Annotated in this window: 15 protein-coding genes; 2 read left to right on the top strand and 13 right to left on the bottom strand. The window is 68.5% G+C overall.

Annotated elements, in window-relative coordinates:
* Positions 1 to 32: 32 nt before the first annotated feature.
* Genes nuoE through ACGGCP_RS18230 form a run of 6 tightly spaced genes read right to left on the bottom strand, consistent with a single transcriptional unit; the run spans position 33 to position 5048 of the window.
* A complete protein-coding gene (nuoE, locus tag ACGGCP_RS18255; RefSeq protein ID WP_392967579.1) occupies positions 33 to 731 on the bottom strand; it encodes an NADH-quinone oxidoreductase subunit NuoE in 699 nt (232 codons plus the stop codon).
* Positions 728 to 2062, bottom strand: a complete 1335-nt coding sequence (locus tag ACGGCP_RS18250; RefSeq protein WP_392967577.1) for an NADH-quinone oxidoreductase subunit D — start codon at positions 2060 to 2062, stop codon at positions 728 to 730. The genes nuoE and ACGGCP_RS18250 overlap by 4 nt, the downstream gene beginning before the upstream one ends.
* Positions 2059 to 2754, bottom strand: a complete 696-nt coding sequence (locus ACGGCP_RS18245) for an NADH-quinone oxidoreductase subunit C (RefSeq protein WP_392967575.1) — start codon at positions 2752 to 2754, stop codon at positions 2059 to 2061. Before ACGGCP_RS18245 ends, ACGGCP_RS18250 begins: the two co-directional genes overlap by 4 nt.
* Entirely contained in the window at positions 2751 to 3386 is a 636-nt protein-coding gene (locus tag ACGGCP_RS18240; protein WP_392967573.1) for a NuoB/complex I 20 kDa subunit family protein, read from the bottom strand. The genes ACGGCP_RS18245 and ACGGCP_RS18240 overlap by 4 nt, the downstream gene beginning before the upstream one ends.
* A 10-nt stretch (positions 3387 to 3396) precedes the next feature.
* On the bottom strand, positions 3397 to 3756 hold the full coding sequence (locus ACGGCP_RS18235; RefSeq protein ID WP_270117280.1) for an NADH-quinone oxidoreductase subunit A: 360 nt from the start codon (positions 3754 to 3756) through the stop codon (positions 3397 to 3399).
* 5 nt (positions 3757 to 3761) lie between these two features.
* Complete coding sequence (locus tag ACGGCP_RS18230) at positions 3762 to 5048, bottom strand: geranylgeranyl reductase family protein (RefSeq protein WP_392967571.1); 1287 nt, start codon at positions 5046 to 5048, stop codon at positions 3762 to 3764.
* Between the two features lie 450 nt (positions 5049 to 5498).
* On the opposite strand from ACGGCP_RS18230, the gene wrbA reads away from it, so the two are divergent.
* Positions 5499 to 6122, top strand: coding sequence for an NAD(P)H:quinone oxidoreductase (gene wrbA, locus ACGGCP_RS18225; RefSeq protein WP_392967569.1), 624 nt, complete (start codon positions 5499 to 5501; stop codon positions 6120 to 6122).
* A 547-nt stretch (positions 6123 to 6669) separates the two neighbouring features.
* Here wrbA and ACGGCP_RS18220 read toward each other — a convergent pair.
* The 5 genes from ACGGCP_RS18220 to ACGGCP_RS18200 all read right to left on the bottom strand — a co-directional run bounded on the left by ACGGCP_RS18220 (position 6670) and on the right by ACGGCP_RS18200 (position 10681).
* Entirely contained in the window at positions 6670 to 7281 is a 612-nt protein-coding gene (locus ACGGCP_RS18220) for a hypothetical protein (RefSeq protein ID WP_392967567.1), read from the bottom strand.
* Positions 7278 to 7877, bottom strand: a complete 600-nt coding sequence (locus ACGGCP_RS18215; RefSeq protein WP_392967565.1) for a hypothetical protein — start codon at positions 7875 to 7877, stop codon at positions 7278 to 7280. The genes ACGGCP_RS18220 and ACGGCP_RS18215 overlap by 4 nt, the downstream gene beginning before the upstream one ends.
* Positions 7874 to 9715, bottom strand: a complete 1842-nt coding sequence (locus ACGGCP_RS18210) for an alpha/beta hydrolase (protein ID WP_392967564.1) — start codon at positions 9713 to 9715, stop codon at positions 7874 to 7876. Before ACGGCP_RS18210 ends, ACGGCP_RS18215 begins: the two co-directional genes overlap by 4 nt.
* Before the next feature lie 6 nt (positions 9716 to 9721).
* Positions 9722 to 10093 carry a hypothetical protein gene (locus tag ACGGCP_RS18205; RefSeq protein WP_392967562.1) on the bottom strand — a complete coding sequence of 124 codons (372 nt, stop codon included), beginning with the start codon at positions 10091 to 10093 and terminating at the stop codon, positions 9722 to 9724.
* A gap of 129 nt (positions 10094 to 10222) precedes the next feature.
* On the bottom strand, positions 10223 to 10681 hold the full coding sequence (locus ACGGCP_RS18200; protein ID WP_392967560.1) for a MarR family winged helix-turn-helix transcriptional regulator: 459 nt from the start codon (positions 10679 to 10681) through the stop codon (positions 10223 to 10225).
* 82 nt (positions 10682 to 10763) lie between these two features.
* On the opposite strand from ACGGCP_RS18200, the gene ACGGCP_RS18195 reads away from it, so the two are divergent.
* The gene (locus tag ACGGCP_RS18195; protein ID WP_392967558.1) at positions 10764 to 11624 is read left to right on the top strand and encodes a dioxygenase; all 861 of its coding nucleotides are present in this window, start codon (positions 10764 to 10766) and stop codon (positions 11622 to 11624) included.
* Between the two features lie 167 nt (positions 11625 to 11791).
* On the opposite strand, the gene ACGGCP_RS18190 is transcribed toward ACGGCP_RS18195, so the two are convergent.
* On the bottom strand, positions 11792 to 12430 hold the full coding sequence (locus ACGGCP_RS18190) for a class I SAM-dependent methyltransferase (protein WP_392968033.1): 639 nt from the start codon (positions 12428 to 12430) through the stop codon (positions 11792 to 11794).
* 728 nt (positions 12431 to 13158) lie between these two features.
* Positions 13159 to 14397, bottom strand: a complete 1239-nt coding sequence (locus ACGGCP_RS18185) for an amidohydrolase family protein (protein ID WP_392967556.1) — start codon at positions 14395 to 14397, stop codon at positions 13159 to 13161.
* Between the last annotated feature and the right edge of the window lie 4 nt (positions 14398 to 14401).

Genomic DNA, 14401 nt, shown 5'->3' with positions numbered 1-14401 from the left:
GCGGGGCCGCCTGGGACCGGGCACGGTTACGCTCACTTCGCTTCCTCAGGTTCCTTGGCCAGCAACGGGGCTGTGGCGTCGAAGGCGGGGGCCGTGATCCCGGCCTCGGCCGCGAGGCGGGCCCCGGCGAGCGTGGCGTCGCCCTGGGCGTTGCCTTCGAGCCCGGCGGTGCGCTCCTCGTCGAACCCGGCCAGCTGGACCGAGATCTCGCGGAGGGTGCACAGCGGCGCGCCGCGGCTGGGGATCGGGCGGCGGCCCTCCTTGAGCTCGCGCACGAGGTCGAGGGACTTGGCCTCGTCCATGTCGTCGTAGAACTCGTAGTTGACGGTGACGACGGGCGCGTAGTCGCACGCGGCGAGGCACTCGGCGTGCTCCAGCGTGATCTTGCCGTCCACAGTGGTCTCGTCGTGGCCGACGTCGAGTTCGTCGCTGAGCGCGTCGAAGACCTTCTGCCCGCCCTTGGCCTGGCAGAGGGTGTTGGTGCACACCGAGACGAGCCAGTCGCCGGCCGGTTCGCGCTTGTACATGGTGTAGAAGGTCGAGACCGCCTGCACCTGGGCCTTGGTAATGTCCAGGATCTCGGCGCAGAACGCGATGCCGTCGTCCGAGACGTAGCCGTCGTGCGACTGCACCAGGTGCAGCAGCGGCAGGAGCGCCGAGCGCTCGCGGCCCTCGGGGTAGCGGACGAGGATGGCCTCGGCCTGCTCGCGGATCTTCTCCGGGTAGTTCACCTGTCGCAACCTCCCATGACCGGGTCGAGCGAGGCCCCGCCCGCGATGACGTCCGCGAGCAGGCCGCCTTCGGCGAGCGCGGGGATCGACTGCAGGTTGATGAAGGAGGGCTCTCGCATGTGGACGCGGAACGGCCTCGTGCCGCCGTCGGAGACGGCGTGGATGCCGAGTTCCCCGCGTGGGGCCTCGATGGCGGTGTACACCTGCCCGGCCGGGACCCGGAAGCCCTCGGTGACGAGCTTGAAGTGGTGGATCAGCGCCTCCATCGACTGGCTCATGATGTGCCGGATGTGGTTGAGGCTGTTGCCCATGCCGTCGGCGCCGAGGGCGAGCTGGGCGGGCCAGGCGATCTTCTTGTCCTCGACCATGACCGGGCCGGGCTCGAGCTTGTCGAGGCCCTGGCTGATGATGCGCAGGCTCTGGCGGATCTCCTCGAGCCGGACCACGTACCGGGCCCACGCGTCGGCGCCGTTGTGGGTCGGGACTTCGAAGTCGTACTCCTCGTAGCCGCAGTACGGCATGGTCTTGCGCAGGTCCCAGGCGAGGCCGGCGGAGCGGAGCACGGGACCGGTGACGCCGAGGGCGAGGCAGCCGGAGACGTCGAGGTAGCCGACGCCCTGGGTGCGCTCCTGCCAGATGGCGTTGCCGGTGAGCAGGCCCTCGTAGTCGTCCAGGCCCTGCGGCATGTAGTCGACGAACTCCCGGATCATCTTGACGCCGTCGCGCGGGAGGTCCTGGGCGACGCCGCCGGGGCGGACGTACGCCATGTTCATGCGCAGGCCGCACACGGCCTCGAAGATGTCGAGGATCTTCTCGCGGTCGCGGAAGCCGTAGATCATCATCGAGAGCGCGCCGAGCTCCATGCCCGTAGTCGCGAGGGCCACGAGGTGGGAGCTGATGCGGTTGAGCTCCATCATGATCACGCGGATCACGTCGGCCCGTCTGGGGACGGTGATCCCGAGCAGCTTCTCCACCGCGAGGCAGTAGGCGGTCTCGTTGAAGATCGGCGCGAGGTAGTCGGCGCGGGTCACGAAGGTCGTGCCCTGGGTCCAGTTGCGGTACTCGAGGTTCTTCTCGATGCCGGTGTGGAGGTAGCCGACGATGGGCCGCACGGAGCGGACGGTCTCGCCTTCGAGCTCGCAGACCAGGCGGAGCACGCCGTGCGTGGACGGGTGCTGCGGGCCGAGGTTGACGATGAGGCGCTCTTCGCTGACCGGGTCGACCGAGGCGACGAGCTCGTCCCAGTCGCCGCCGGTGACGGTGTAGACGCGGCCTTCGGTGGTGTCCCGTTCTGCGGCGTAAGCGTCTTGAGCGTTGTCGGTGGCGGTCACTTGTAGGCCCTCCGTTCGTCCGGCGGCGGGATGTGCGCGCCCTTGTATTCGACGGCGATGCCCCCGAGCGGGTAGTCCTTCCGCTGCGGGAAGCCCTCCCAGTCGTCGGGCATGAGGATGCGGGTGAGGTGCGGGTGGCCCTCGAAGACGACGCCGAACATGTCGTAGGCCTCCCGCTCCTGCCAGTCGGCGGTCGGGTAGACGGCGGTCACCGAGGCCACGGTGGGGTTCTCAAGGCCCACAGCGGTTTCGAGCCGCACGCGGCGCCGGTAGGTCATCGACGTCAGGTGGTAGACGACGTGGAGCCGGTTGCGCTGGTCCGGGTAGTCCACACCGGACACCGAGTTGCAGAGCTCGAAGCGCAGGCCCTCGTCGTCGCGCATGGTCTTGCAGACGTCGGCGACGCGGTCGGGCGCGACGTGGATCGTCAGCTCCCCTCGGTCCACGATCACCGCACGGGTGATCTCGTCGCCGTGCGCCTCGCGAAGCGCGGCGACGACCTCGTCGAAGTACTCGCCGAGCGGCTCGGACGTGGAGACGAGGTCCCCCGCGGTCGGCTGGGCCTGCACGAGGCCGCCGAAGCCGGAGGTGTCGCCGGTGTCGGAGACGCCGAAGAGTCCCTTGCGCTGCATGCCGACAGGCTGCACGTCGTCGGGCCCGGAGGCGCCGGTCCCGGTCGGATCGGAGCTCATCGCTTGGCCACCGCCTTCCGGATGCGCAGCTGCTCTTCCGTCCCGGCCTCCACGGCCTCGGTCCACTCCTTCTTGCGCTGCTTGTTGAAGCGGTAGGAGGAGGGCATCGCGCCGGGCTTGACCACGGGCTCGGGGAGGTCGGCGAGGGCCTGGCGGCGCTTCTCGCCGAGCGGCTCGGCCTGGACCTTCTCGTGGAGCTTGAGGATCGCGTCGAGCAGCATCTCCGGGCGCGGGGGGCAGCCGGGGAGGTACATGTCGACGGGCACGACGTGGTCGACGCCCTGCACGATCGCGTAGTTGTTGAACATGCCGCCGGAGGTGGCGCACACGCCCATCGAGAGGACCCACTTCGGCTCGGGCATCTGGTCGTAGATCTGGCGCAGGACGGGGGCCATCTTCTGGCTCACGCGTCCGGCCACGATCATCAGGTCCGCCTGGCGCGGGGAGGCGCGGAAGACCTCCATGCCGAAGCGGCCGGTGTCGTAGCGGGCGGCGCCCGTGGCCATCATCTCGATGGCGCAGCAGGCGAGCCCGAACGTGGCGGGCCACATCGAGGCCCTGCGGGTCCAGTTCACCAGGGCCTCGACGGAGGTGAGGATGATGCCCTGCGGGAGTTTCTCTTCTACACCCATTTTCGGAACCTCAGTCCCAGTCCAGTCCGCCGCGACGCCACTCGTAGGCGTAGGCGACGAACAGCGCGGCGATGAACATGAAGACGGCCCAGAACCCGAAGATCCCGAGGACGTCGTGGTGGACCGCCCACGGCACGAGGAAGATGATCTCGATGTCGAAGACGATGAACAGCATCGCGGTGAGGTAGAACTTCACCGGGAACTTCGTGGGCCCCGAGGTCGTGGGGGCCGGTTCGATGCCGCATTCGTAAGGGTCGTACTTGGCGCGGTTCTTCCGGTGCGGGCCGGTGATGCGCGAGGCGACCACCGAGACGATGCCGAACCCGGCGCCGATCGCGAACATGATGACGACCGGCACGTAGACTTCCATCCCCATTAGACCCTCCTTCCAAGTCCTGGAGTGACGATCCGCATCCCGTTGACGATCCGGTCGGCGGCGTCGCGCCCGGGTCGGTCGGTGAGGTTCGCCAGCAGTTTCAACACGACGCGCATGAGCGCGGGACGCTTCAGGCCGTGCTCGGTGCACAGCTTCATGACGGTGGGCTTGCCGATGAGGTGCGAGAAGATCCCGCCCATGCGGTAGTAGGAGCCCCAGAGGTCGTCCATCCGGTCGGCGTAGGTGCGCAGGACCGCTTCGCGGCGCGGCACGCTGGGGGCCCGGAACGCCTCGGCGACAACGGCTCCGGCGACCTCTCCGGCCTCGATCGCGTACGCGATGCCCTCGCCGTTGAACGGGTTGACCATGCCGCCGGAGTCGCCGACGAGCATGAGCCCGCGGCTGTAGTGCGGGGTCCGGTTGAAGCCCATGGGAAGCGCGGCGCCGCGCACGGGGCCGTCGGCGTTCGCCTCGTCGGCGAGGCCCCACTCCTCGGGGGTGTTCGCGAGCCAGTCGCGAAGCAGCGCACGGTAGTCGGTCTTGCCGTAGCCCTCGGAGGAGTTGAGCACCCCGAGCCCGACGTTGACGCGGCCGTCGCCGAGCCCGAAGATCCAGCCGTAGCCGGGCTGGAGGACGTCCGGCTCGGCGGCGGTACGCAGGGCCAGCCAGGACTCCAGGTAGTCGTCGTCATGCTTGGCGGCCGACTTGTAGTACTGCCGGACGGCCACGCCCATGGGTCGCGATTCATCCCGCTTGAGCCCCAGGGCGAGCGCGAGACGACCCGAGACCCCGTCCGCGGCGATGACCAGCGGCGCACGGTAGGTGACCTGCTCGCCGTCCTTGACCGCGGTGACGCCGCAGACGCGCCCGGCGAGGTCGAAGACCGGTGCGGTGACCTTGACGCCGCACTGGAGCGAGGCTCCGGCGGCGACGGCGCGGTCGGCGAGGATCTGGTCGAAGTCGAGGCGGGTGCGGGTGAGGCCGTAGTCCGGGAAGTCCTGGAGCGCGGGCCAGTCCAGTTCGATGGCGATGTCGTCGGCGACGACGCGGAGGCCCCGGTTGCGGATCCAACCGGCGGACTCGGACGTGTCGACGCCCATCTTGAGCAGCTGCGCGACGGCGCGGGGGGTGAGGCCGTCGCCGCAGACCTTCTCGCGGGGGAAATGCGTCTTCTCCAGCAGGAGAACATCGAGTCCCCGGGAGGCCAGGTGGTAGGCCGCGGCCGAACCACCGGGTCCCGCGCCGACGACGACGACGTCGGCCTCCGGGGCTGCGTGAGTGGTCACGGGCGTCCTCTCAGGCGTACGGGGCGGTGATCCTTGTAACGACCATCCGGCTTGTGAAGATCTTCACAAGCGTTTGCCGCAAGTCTAGAACTCCGCTATCTACGCCCTGTCACTTAGGTCCGCCTAAGTTGTCATTATTCGAGGTCACGAGGCATACAGGCGTACCTGAACCAGAGTTGCGGGAGCGAGGGGAGCGCCTGAGGTGACGCAAGAATGGAGAGTGATAAAGCCGACAGTCGAATACCCTTGCAACACGTATCCCCTTGAAACACTCTCGTAACAAGTGCCGTGGATGAAATCGCCGCTCCCCGTAGAGGAACCGGGCGATCGAGGCAACGTGGCCAGCGACACATCGTTCAAATTTGAAACTTCTCCCGGGACACCGTATGGTCGATGGGTAATTCAAATCTGAACTATTCAGTCCGCTCTCGCTATCGAAGAGGTAGGAACATGTCTGCTGTCGAGCCCGTCAAGGTCTCCGTCATCTTCTACTCGGCCACCGGCAACGTCACCGCCCTGGCCCGCCAGATCGCCGCCGCCGCGGAGAAGCAGGGCGCCGAGGTGCGCCTGCGCCGCATCGCCGAGCTCGCCCCGCGCGAGGCCATCGACTCGAACCCGGCCTGGGCCGCCAACCACGACGCGATCGCCGAGATCCCCGTCGCCACCGCCGACGACGTCGACTGGGCGGACGCCGTGCTCGTCGGCTCCCCCACCCGCTTCGGCAACATCGCCTCGCAGGCCAAGCAGTTCCTCGACACCCTCGGCGGCCTCTGGTTCCAGGGCAAGCTCGCGGGCAAGGTCTACTCCGGCTTCGCCTCGGCCTCCGGCAAGCACGGCGGCAACGAGTCCACGCTGCTCGCGCTCTACAACTCGTTCCACCACTTCGGCGGCATCGTCGTGGCCCCCGGCTACTCGAACGAGATCCTGTTCGCGAACGCCTCGCCTTACGGTGTCTCCCACTGGAACGGCTCCGACATCGACGAGACGACCCTCGCCGCCGCCGGCGCCCAGGCCGAGCGCGTCGTCGAGACCGCCGCGGCCCTCAAGGCCGGCCGCGCCGCCCTCGCCGCCTAACAGCAGCACCAAGAGCAAGAACTGAGCGCCCGCCCGGGTCCCCTGGGCGGGCGCTTCGCCGTGTGCGCCAAGGTCTTGCGGCGGTCAAGGCGGGGCTTCGGCTCACGGAGGCAGAACATGAAACTCTTCTCGTCTTGTGGGTGATGACGACCCGGGGCTGCGCGAGGGATCATTGAGATACGCACAGGGATACGGAAAACGTACAGGTGGCGAGTAGGTGCAAGCAGACTACGCCAAGCCTCTGGCCGAAACCCAAACCGGACGGTTCTCCGAGACCGATGCCTTACGAGGCATGGGATCTCAGTCCCCGCGTGCTATCGGGTTCCACAGCAGACCACGGCCCTCCACGGGGCGTGCCGGGTGGGAGATCGACGGTCGGGATCACCTCGACCGGAGGCGGTGTCCAGAACGAGGCACACGAAGACGACTGGTGTGACCGCGAGGCCTGCAAGGCCTGAGCGAGGCCTTATGAGGCCTGCACGGGAGACCAGCCGGGCGCGGTCCCGCCCCCAAGCCAGGACCGTGCGCCAACGGCATCGCCGTGTCGCTACGCGGGGATGCCGTCGGGGAAGAAGTCGCCCACGTTGTCGTGCTCGCCGCCGGGCTCGACGCCACCGAGAGGAGGGACATAAGTGAAGTCGGCGGGTTCGCTGACGGGCATACATCCCGATGTGACAACCAGCGTGACCGTGTATGCGACGCGGTAGAGGTACTCGAGTTCGCGTTTTTCGTCGTAAGCGATGATCGAGCGGTCGGTGCGTTCAGAGCTGACCCTCTCATCGTCGAGCAAGATCTCGTACCCGGCCGCCTCCCATTGTTCGAGAAGCGCATCCGCGTACTGCTCGCGGACCAGTGGTGTCTGCGCATCGGCTTCCGAGAACGCGTACTCGAGCTCGACACTCACGTAGTCGGGATCTTCGACGCCGTCGTGGCTGCACGGGTGGTCGAGCCAGAGCCGGCCTTCGAAACCCGGGAAGTCAGGAAGGGTCCCGGCGGTCTCCGCCGCCGCAGCTTCCATCGCCTCGTAGGCTTCGGCCTGCGTGTAGATAGACTCCGGCGGTTCCTCCCCGCCACCGAGGCCTTCCGCGATCGAGCAGCTGGAAGCAAAGGCCAGCAACGCGATCGCCGTTGCGGCTGTCCAGGCACGCGCGGCTGTCACAGCGAGTCCTCGTAGGAGTCGGGAGAGTCGAACGGGTTGACGGCGTCGCCGGAGGGGATGCCGTCCGGGAAGTAGCGCTGCACCCGGTCGTTCCGGCCGCCGGGCACGATGCCGCCCGAGGGCGGGACGTACTCGATCTCGCCGAGGTCGCTGACCGGGACGCAGCCCGACCGGATCCGCACGACCGTGTAGAACGCGGCCGAGTACCAGAGCTTCACGCGGTCGTCGGGGCGGAAGGCGATGAGCTCGCGGTCGATCCGGTCGCGCGCTTCGAGGGTGCGGTCGGCGATGATGCGGTAGCCGAGCGCGGTCCAATGCTCGCGCAGGATGTCGACATAGCGCTCGCGCACCAGCGGCGTCTGCGACTGCTCCTTGGTGAACCGGTACTCGATCTCGACGTTCGTGTAGTCGGGGTCCTGGACGCCGTCGTGGCTGCAGGGCGTCTTGCCCCAGACTCGGCGCTCGAACCCGGGGAAGTCCGGGAGGACGGCGACAATGTCGGCGACCGCGGCCTCCATGGGCGCGTAGGCCTCGGCCTGGGTGTAGGCGGGGGTCGGCGGTTGCTCGCTCATGGCCTCTTCCAGTGTCGGGCTCATCGGACCAGCTCCTCGTTGCCGGTGACGATGTTGGCCTGGTTCGTGCGGCTGATCTCGTTGTTCGGCTCGCCTCTGTCGCTGCCGTCATCCCAGTATGAGCTGTGGTTCTCGGTCGCGCCCTCCCAGAACTTCCACCACTCGCTCGGCTCCCGCGGGGAGTCGCTGGTGAAGGTGTTCGCGCCGAACTCCTCGTTGACGGGCGCTTCGCCGTGGACGGGGCCGTACTGGATGACGTCCTCGTCGTTCGTGGAAGCCCACACGTTGTTCTCGTCGACGCCGAGTGCGGAGGCGGTGTCGACGCTGACGCCCGGGGAGGCGATGAGCACGAGATTGTCAGCCTCGACGCCTTCCTGCGCGGCGGCGGTGCCGACCATGGTGGTGCCGTAGGAGTGCCCGGTGAGCGTCAGGTTCGACGGCTCGCCTTCGGCGGTCGCGCGGATGCCCTTGGTGAAGTCCTCCAGGTCCGCGGCGCCGTCCTGCGCCCACTTGTCCTGCATCGCTTCGGGAACGATCGAGTCGGGGGCGTCGTAGCCGAGCCACAGGACCGTCGCGGTCTCGTCGCCGCTGGCGGCCTCGGCGTCGCGGGCCATCGTCTCGGTGCGGTCCATGTCGCCGCCGCTCGCTCCGGCGAGGTTGCTGGTCGTGCCTGGCACGTAGGCGTTGACGTTGTCGGCGGTGTCGGGGTTGCCGATGGAGACGATGGCCTGGCCGCTGCCTTCGGTGCCGAAACCGAGCAGGTAGTACTGCTGGTCGGTGCCTTCGTAGATCTTGGGGGTGCCGTCCTCGTTGGTGATGTGCTCCTGGAGGTTGGAGAGGTCGGTCCGGTCCTGCTTGAGGTCGTCGAGTTCGGCCTTGGCCTTCTCGTACTCCTCGGACTCGGGGTCGAGGCCGGCGAGTTCCTGCTCCTTGGCGGTGATCCGGGTGCCGAGGCTGTCGATCTCGTCGTCGATCAGGGTCCGGTTCGCGGTGTCCCTCGATGCGACGGGGATGCCGTCGACCGGGCCGACCCACTCCGGGTGCTCCTCGATGAGGGCCTGGCGCTCGGATTCGCTGAGTCCCTCCCACCACTGGTTGACCTGCTCGGGCGACATGCCGGAGGTGCCTTCGGCGATGGCCTTGGCCTCGTTGGCGACCTCTTCAGAGACGCTCTCCTTGTAGTCGTCGACGAGGTCGTCGTAGGTGGCGCCGAGGTGGGGCGGGAGCTCGGTCGGGTTCTCGCTCATCTCCGAGAGCGCCGCGGCCGCCTCGTCGTCGGCGTCGTGGGCGCGGGACATGACCGACCGGAGCCAGTCCTGGTACTGCCCGGCGAGGCCGATGGCGGTGCCGTAGAGGTCGACGGAGTCGAAGAGGACCTTGAGGGTGTCGATGTCCCAGAAGCCGTCGGGCTTCTTGACGCCGCACATGTCGCAGAGCCACTGCGGCGGATTCAGGGTGAGGATCGCCCGGTGGAGGTCGCCGGAGAGGTTGACGTCGTACTCGCTGTGGGGCCCTTCGATGCCGAAGTCGTGCTGCTCGATGAGCGGGATGAGCTCCTTGAGCTCGTTCTGCTCCTTCTCGAACGAGTCGGCGGCCTCGAAGAGGGTGGTGGCGATGCGGGTGCTGGCGTAGTCGGATAGGTCGTCCTCGTACCGGTCGGCGGTCATGCCGATCTGGTCGCGCACCTGCGTGGCGGTGTCGGACTCGTAGTGCTCGGTGCTGAGGTGGCCCTCGATCACGTCGCTGCGGAGCCGCTCGGTGTGGGCGAGCTGCTGGTCGACGTAGGTCTTCCAGGAGTCGCCGAGGGAGCGGACGGCGCCGCAGTCGAGGTCGCGGAGGTGCTCCCAGGTCATCTCGCTCATGGGGGCCTACCAGTCCGGCCTGGAGGAGGCGTTCGCGTTGGGGCGCTCGGGGTAGAGGTCGCCCGCGACGGACGCGAAGGTCCCGGCGTTGTAGTCGTCGACCTCGACGGCCTCCTCGGCGCAGACGGCGAGGTACTCGCCGGTGTTGCCGACGAGTCCGCAGAAGCCGCCCGCGCGGTGGACCTTCCACCATTCGCCCGCCGCTTCGAGGGCGGGGCCGAGCGCGGTGGCGGCGTCCTTGAGGGGCCCGGCGGCTTCGGCGTTGGCGGTGGCCATGGCCTGAGCCTGGGTGGTGACCTCTTCCTCGATCTCGAAGAGGATGTCGACGGATTTGCGGACCTCGTCGGGGTCCATGGCGAAGACGTCAGCGCCCGCCATGGGCGTCCTTCGGGTACGACGGAGTCAGATGGGGCGCAAGGGGCATGGTTCGAGTCCTCGGAGGTTAGGAACGAAACTTCCGTTCACTATATGTGCCGAGGACCACTCGGGCCAGGCCCGAAGAACGGGTCAGGCCTGGATGCGGGCGAGGACGCGCTTGGCGAGGTCGCCGAGCTGGCGCATCTCGGCGTCGTCGAGCTCGTCGAAGACGAGGTCGCGGACGCGCCTGACGTGGCCGGGGGCGGCCTGGGCGAGGCGTTCGCGTCCGGCGGGGGTGAGGCGGGCGAGGGTCGAGCGGCCGTCGTCGGGGCAGGCGAAGCGCTCGATGAGGCCCTCGCTCTCGAGGCGGCGGGCGACGTGGGAGAGGCGGGAGAGGGAGCCGTTGCAGAGGAACGCGAGGTCGCTCATGCGCATCTCGCCGGATTCGGCGTGCTCGAGGCCGACGAGGACGCAGTACTCGAAGTGGTTGAGGTCGGCGTCGCGCCGCAGCTGCACTTCGAGGGCTCCGGGGAGCCGCATGACCACGCCGATGAGCGCCAGCCAGGTCGTCATCTCCGCTTCGTCGAGCCAGGGCGCTTCATCACTCATGCAACAAGCTTAACTGGACTACTTGATACATCAAGAAACCCGAGCTAGATTTATTGAAGGTTCAAATAAACTGGAGTGACTGATGTCCGGCCGACCCGGCGCCGCGTTCGACGCCTTCCTGGAGACCACCGCGCCCGCCGCCGCGAGCCGGCGCGACTGGACGCCCGAGGACGGCGCGCTGCCCTCGCTGTACCTGAGCCACGGCGCGCCGCCGCTGTTCGACGAGGCCGCGTGGATGGGCCAGCTCTTCGACTGGGCGCAGGGACTGCCGAAACCCAAGGGCATCCTCATCGTCTCGGCCCACTGGGAGGCCGCGCCGCTCATGATCTCCAGCCCCGCGCCGGGCACCCCGCTCGTCTACGACTTCGGGGGCTTCCCTGAGCGCTACTTCAAGATGAAGTACGAGACCCCGAACGCGACCGCGATGGCGCTCCGGGTCGCCGCCGCCATGCCCGACACCGAACCGCTGCACCAGCACCAGAGCCGCGGGCTCGACCACGGCGCGTGGGTGCCGCTCAAGGTCATGTACCCGGACGCGGACGTGCCAGTGCTGCAGATGTCGATCCCGACTCACGACCCCGACCGGCTCATGGCCATCGGCGCGCGGCTGCGGCCGCTGCGCGAGGAGGGGTACCTCGTGGTCGGCTCGGGGTTCATGACGCACGGGCTGCCGTTCGTGGACTTCCACCACCCCGAGAACGTTCCCGGCTGGTCGGCGGAGTTCGACGTGTGGGCTTCGGAGGCGCTGGCGCGCGGCGACATCGAGGAGCTGGCGCGCTACCGCTCGCAGGCGCCGGGGATGCCGTACGCGCACCCGACGGTGGACCACTACGTGCCGCTGTTCGTGACCTACGGGGCCGCGAGCGAGCAGGAGCAGGCCGCGACCACCGTCATCGACGGGTACTGGTTCGGCCTGTCGAAGCGGTCGTTCCAGCTGAACTAGACGTTTGGGCCCGGCCACGGGGCGGGCCCGAAAGCCGCGGGCAGGTGATCGTCATAAGTCCCCGCCCGCACGCGCCGTCCGCGCCGCCCCCACCAGGCGGCCGGACGGCGCTCCTGCTTTCCCTTGCCGTGCTGCCTACTTGCTGTGCCGCTTATTTGCTGTGCCGCTTACTTGAAGCCGCGGTGCATGGCGACGGCGCCGCCGGCGAGGTTGCGCCAGGCGACCTTCCGGAAGCCCGCCTTGACGATGCGGTCGGCGAACTCGGCCTGGTCGGGCCAGGCCATCGTCGACTCCGAGAGGTACCGGTACGCCTCGGGGTCGGAGGCGACGCGGGAGGCGACCTTCGGCAGGACGTGCTTGACGAAGACGCCGTGCGCCTTGCGGTAGGGCTTCCACACCGGCTTGGAGACCTCGCACAGGACCATGCGGCCTCCCGGGGCGAGGACGCGGCGGATCTCGTGGAGGCACGCGTCGAGGTCGACGACGTTGCGGATGAAGAAGGAGCCGGTGACGGCGTTGAACGCGTCGTCGGCGAACGGCAGCCGCAGCGCGTCCGCGTTCACGAGCGGGACCTGCCGGTCCTGGTGGTGCTTGAGCATCTCCAGGGAGAAGTCGACGCCGATGACGTCGGCGCCGGACTTGGCGAGCTCGGCGGTGGAGACGCCCGTGCCCGCGCCGAGGTCGAGGCAGCGCTCCCCCGGCTGGAGGCTCAGGGCCTCGCGGACGGCCTTGCGCCACCGCTTGTCCTGCCCGGCGACCATCACGGTGTTGGTGCGGTCGTATCCCGGCGCGACCCGGTCGAACATCGCGGCGATGCGGCCGGGTTCTTTACGCGGGGTATTCGCTTCGTTCGACTCGATCACTCGCACAGCCTTGCACACGGGAAACAGAAAATCCGCCGGAGCCCTGTCGGTGTGGGCCCCGGCGGATCAAGGGGTTATATCGGGCGCGCGCGGGGTAACGCGGCGCGTGCGGCCATGAGGGAGCAAGATGCGGCCGAACGCTCGCCCGGAAGGGAGACTGGGGATTGAACCTGGGGCGCAACGGAAGACGCGGAGCGGGTCGCGGGTGAGCGGTGCATCCTTGCCTCCTGGTCGTCTTCGGTTCGCGGGTGGGCGGACCGGCTGGGATGACGCTGAGAGATCCCCCGAGTGCGGTCTGCGCTACAGCACCACATTGACGCATGGAAGCTGTGATGTCGATCTATGAAACCGAACCGTTATCCCGTGTAACCCTTCCGATAGCAATGAGGTGCCGGTTGTCACAGGGAGCGACGCAGTCGTATGCGTTCGTCGGAAAACCGCTGGTTCCACCGGTTTCGGCGCCCGTGTCCGGGATGATGCGGCGCACAAAAAACGGCGGGGCGCGCATGCGCGCCCCGCCTTCTCCAGGGGATACACAGAGAGGCGGACCTCTCCGGTGCAGAAAGTCGTTCAGCCTGCGTTCAGGCCCTATTCAGCATCGCGGACGCAGCGCCGATCGACAAGTGCCGAGATCGAAGCGTTATTCAGGGGCTTCCGTTCAGTGGGACGCCCTACCGCTGGATGAGACGGCCCTTGAGCACCGTCGCGGTGCACTTCCCGGCCGCGCCGTTCACCAGCGCCGCGTACGGGTCGCCCTCGGTGTCGACGTCGAAGACCGCGAGGTCGGCGCGGTTGCCGACCTTGATCGCGCCGATGTCGTCCCGGCCCAGCGCCTTCGCGCCGCCCTCGGTCGCAGCGCGCACGAGCCATTCGTTCAGGCCCTCGCCGCCGTCGCCTTGGGCCAGCGCGAGCTTGCGCAGCAGCGGCCATTCGGCGGCCACGTCCAGGTCCGGGCTCGACGCCCGCGAGTCGGTGCCGATCGCGACCGTGTTGCCTTCGGCGCGGTAGGCCGCCACAGGCGGTTCACCGGCTTCGAGGCGCGCGTTCGACCGCGCGCACAGCGCGACCGCGGTACCCAGGGTCCGCAGCAGCTCCCGGTCGGTCTTGTCCAGGTGGACGCCGTGCGCCACATGGGAATCGGCGCCGAGCCAGCCGACCTTCTCCATCTGCGCGGCCGGGGAGTGCCCCGCACCGCCGTCGGCGATCTCCAGTTCGAGACCGGCGCGGCGGTTCATGAACGCGAACGGCCCCGAGCCGCGGCGCACGAACATGTCCTCGTGCATCGTCTCCGCCAGATGCGGGTGGAGCCGGATGTCGAGCGTCCGCGCCAGCTCGGCGAGGCTCTTGCCGACCTCAGTACCGAGGGTGTACAGCGTGTGCGGGCTGATCCCCACCGCCACGTCGGAGTTGTTCACCGCGCGGGAGTCGGTGACGACCTCGCGCCACGCCGCCCGGCGGACCTCCCACGCCGGCCCGTCGATGAAGCACGCCTCCCAGTACGCCACGCCCGCGAGGTCGGAGGCGAACAGCGGCCCGAAACCCGCTGCGGGCGTGACGATGTCGGCCACCGCCGTCACGCCGTGCCCGATCGACTCGTCGATCCCGGCCTGCACCGACGCCTTCCAGGCCTCGTCCGCGGTCGCGGGGTTGCGGCGCGCGAAGTCCTGGATCCACTCGAAGAACTCCTTCTCGTTGCCGTACATATCGGCGAACGCGGAGTAGCACAAGTGCGTGTGGGCGTTGACGAGCCCGGGGGTGAGCACGCCGTCGAAGGCGGTGGTCTCGTCGGCCTCGGGGGCGTCGGCGGCGGGGCCGACGTAGGCGATCCGCCCGTCGTCGACCCCGACCGCGCCCTCGCGAACCGGCTCGTCCGCGATCGGGACGACGACAGGAGCGGTGTAAACGTGCATGGAA

It is taken from the genome of Glycomyces sp. NPDC048151, assembly GCF_043202775.1.
In the GTDB taxonomy this organism is placed as follows: domain Bacteria; phylum Actinomycetota; class Actinomycetes; order Mycobacteriales; family Micromonosporaceae; genus Glycomyces.
Note: the sequence above shows the minus strand (reverse complement) of the source record. Positions and strands in the feature narration are given on the sequence as shown.

What these genes read in the sequence shown, in the direction of transcription:
- ACGGCP_RS18205 (WP_392967562.1), bottom strand. Translation starts at nt 10,093, where the DNA reads ATGGCGGGCGCTGACGTCTTCGCCATGGACCCCGACGAGGTCCGCAAA.
- ACGGCP_RS18240 (WP_392967573.1), bottom strand. Translation starts at nt 3,386, where the DNA reads ATGGGTGTAGAAGAGAAACTCCCGCAGGGCATCATCCTCACCTCCGTC.
- ACGGCP_RS18210 (WP_392967564.1), bottom strand. Translation starts at nt 9,715, where the DNA reads ATGAGCGAGATGACCTGGGAGCACCTCCGCGACCTCGACTGCGGCGCC.
- ACGGCP_RS18190 (WP_392968033.1), bottom strand. Translation starts at nt 12,430, where the DNA reads ATGTTCGACCGGGTCGCGCCGGGATACGACCGCACCAACACCGTGATG.
- wrbA (WP_392967569.1), top strand. Translation starts at nt 5,499, where the DNA reads ATGTCTGCTGTCGAGCCCGTCAAGGTCTCCGTCATCTTCTACTCGGCC.
- ACGGCP_RS18245 (WP_392967575.1), bottom strand. Translation starts at nt 2,754, where the DNA reads ATGAGCTCCGATCCGACCGGGACCGGCGCCTCCGGGCCCGACGACGTG.
- ACGGCP_RS18195 (WP_392967558.1), top strand. Translation starts at nt 10,764, where the DNA reads ATGTCCGGCCGACCCGGCGCCGCGTTCGACGCCTTCCTGGAGACCACC.
- ACGGCP_RS18215 (WP_392967565.1), bottom strand. Translation starts at nt 7,877, where the DNA reads ATGAGCCCGACACTGGAAGAGGCCATGAGCGAGCAACCGCCGACCCCC.
- ACGGCP_RS18185 (WP_392967556.1), bottom strand. Translation starts at nt 14,397, where the DNA reads ATGCACGTTTACACCGCTCCTGTCGTCGTCCCGATCGCGGACGAGCCG.
- ACGGCP_RS18200 (WP_392967560.1), bottom strand. Translation starts at nt 10,681, where the DNA reads ATGAGTGATGAAGCGCCCTGGCTCGACGAAGCGGAGATGACGACCTGG.
- ACGGCP_RS18235 (WP_270117280.1), bottom strand. Translation starts at nt 3,756, where the DNA reads ATGGAAGTCTACGTGCCGGTCGTCATCATGTTCGCGATCGGCGCCGGG.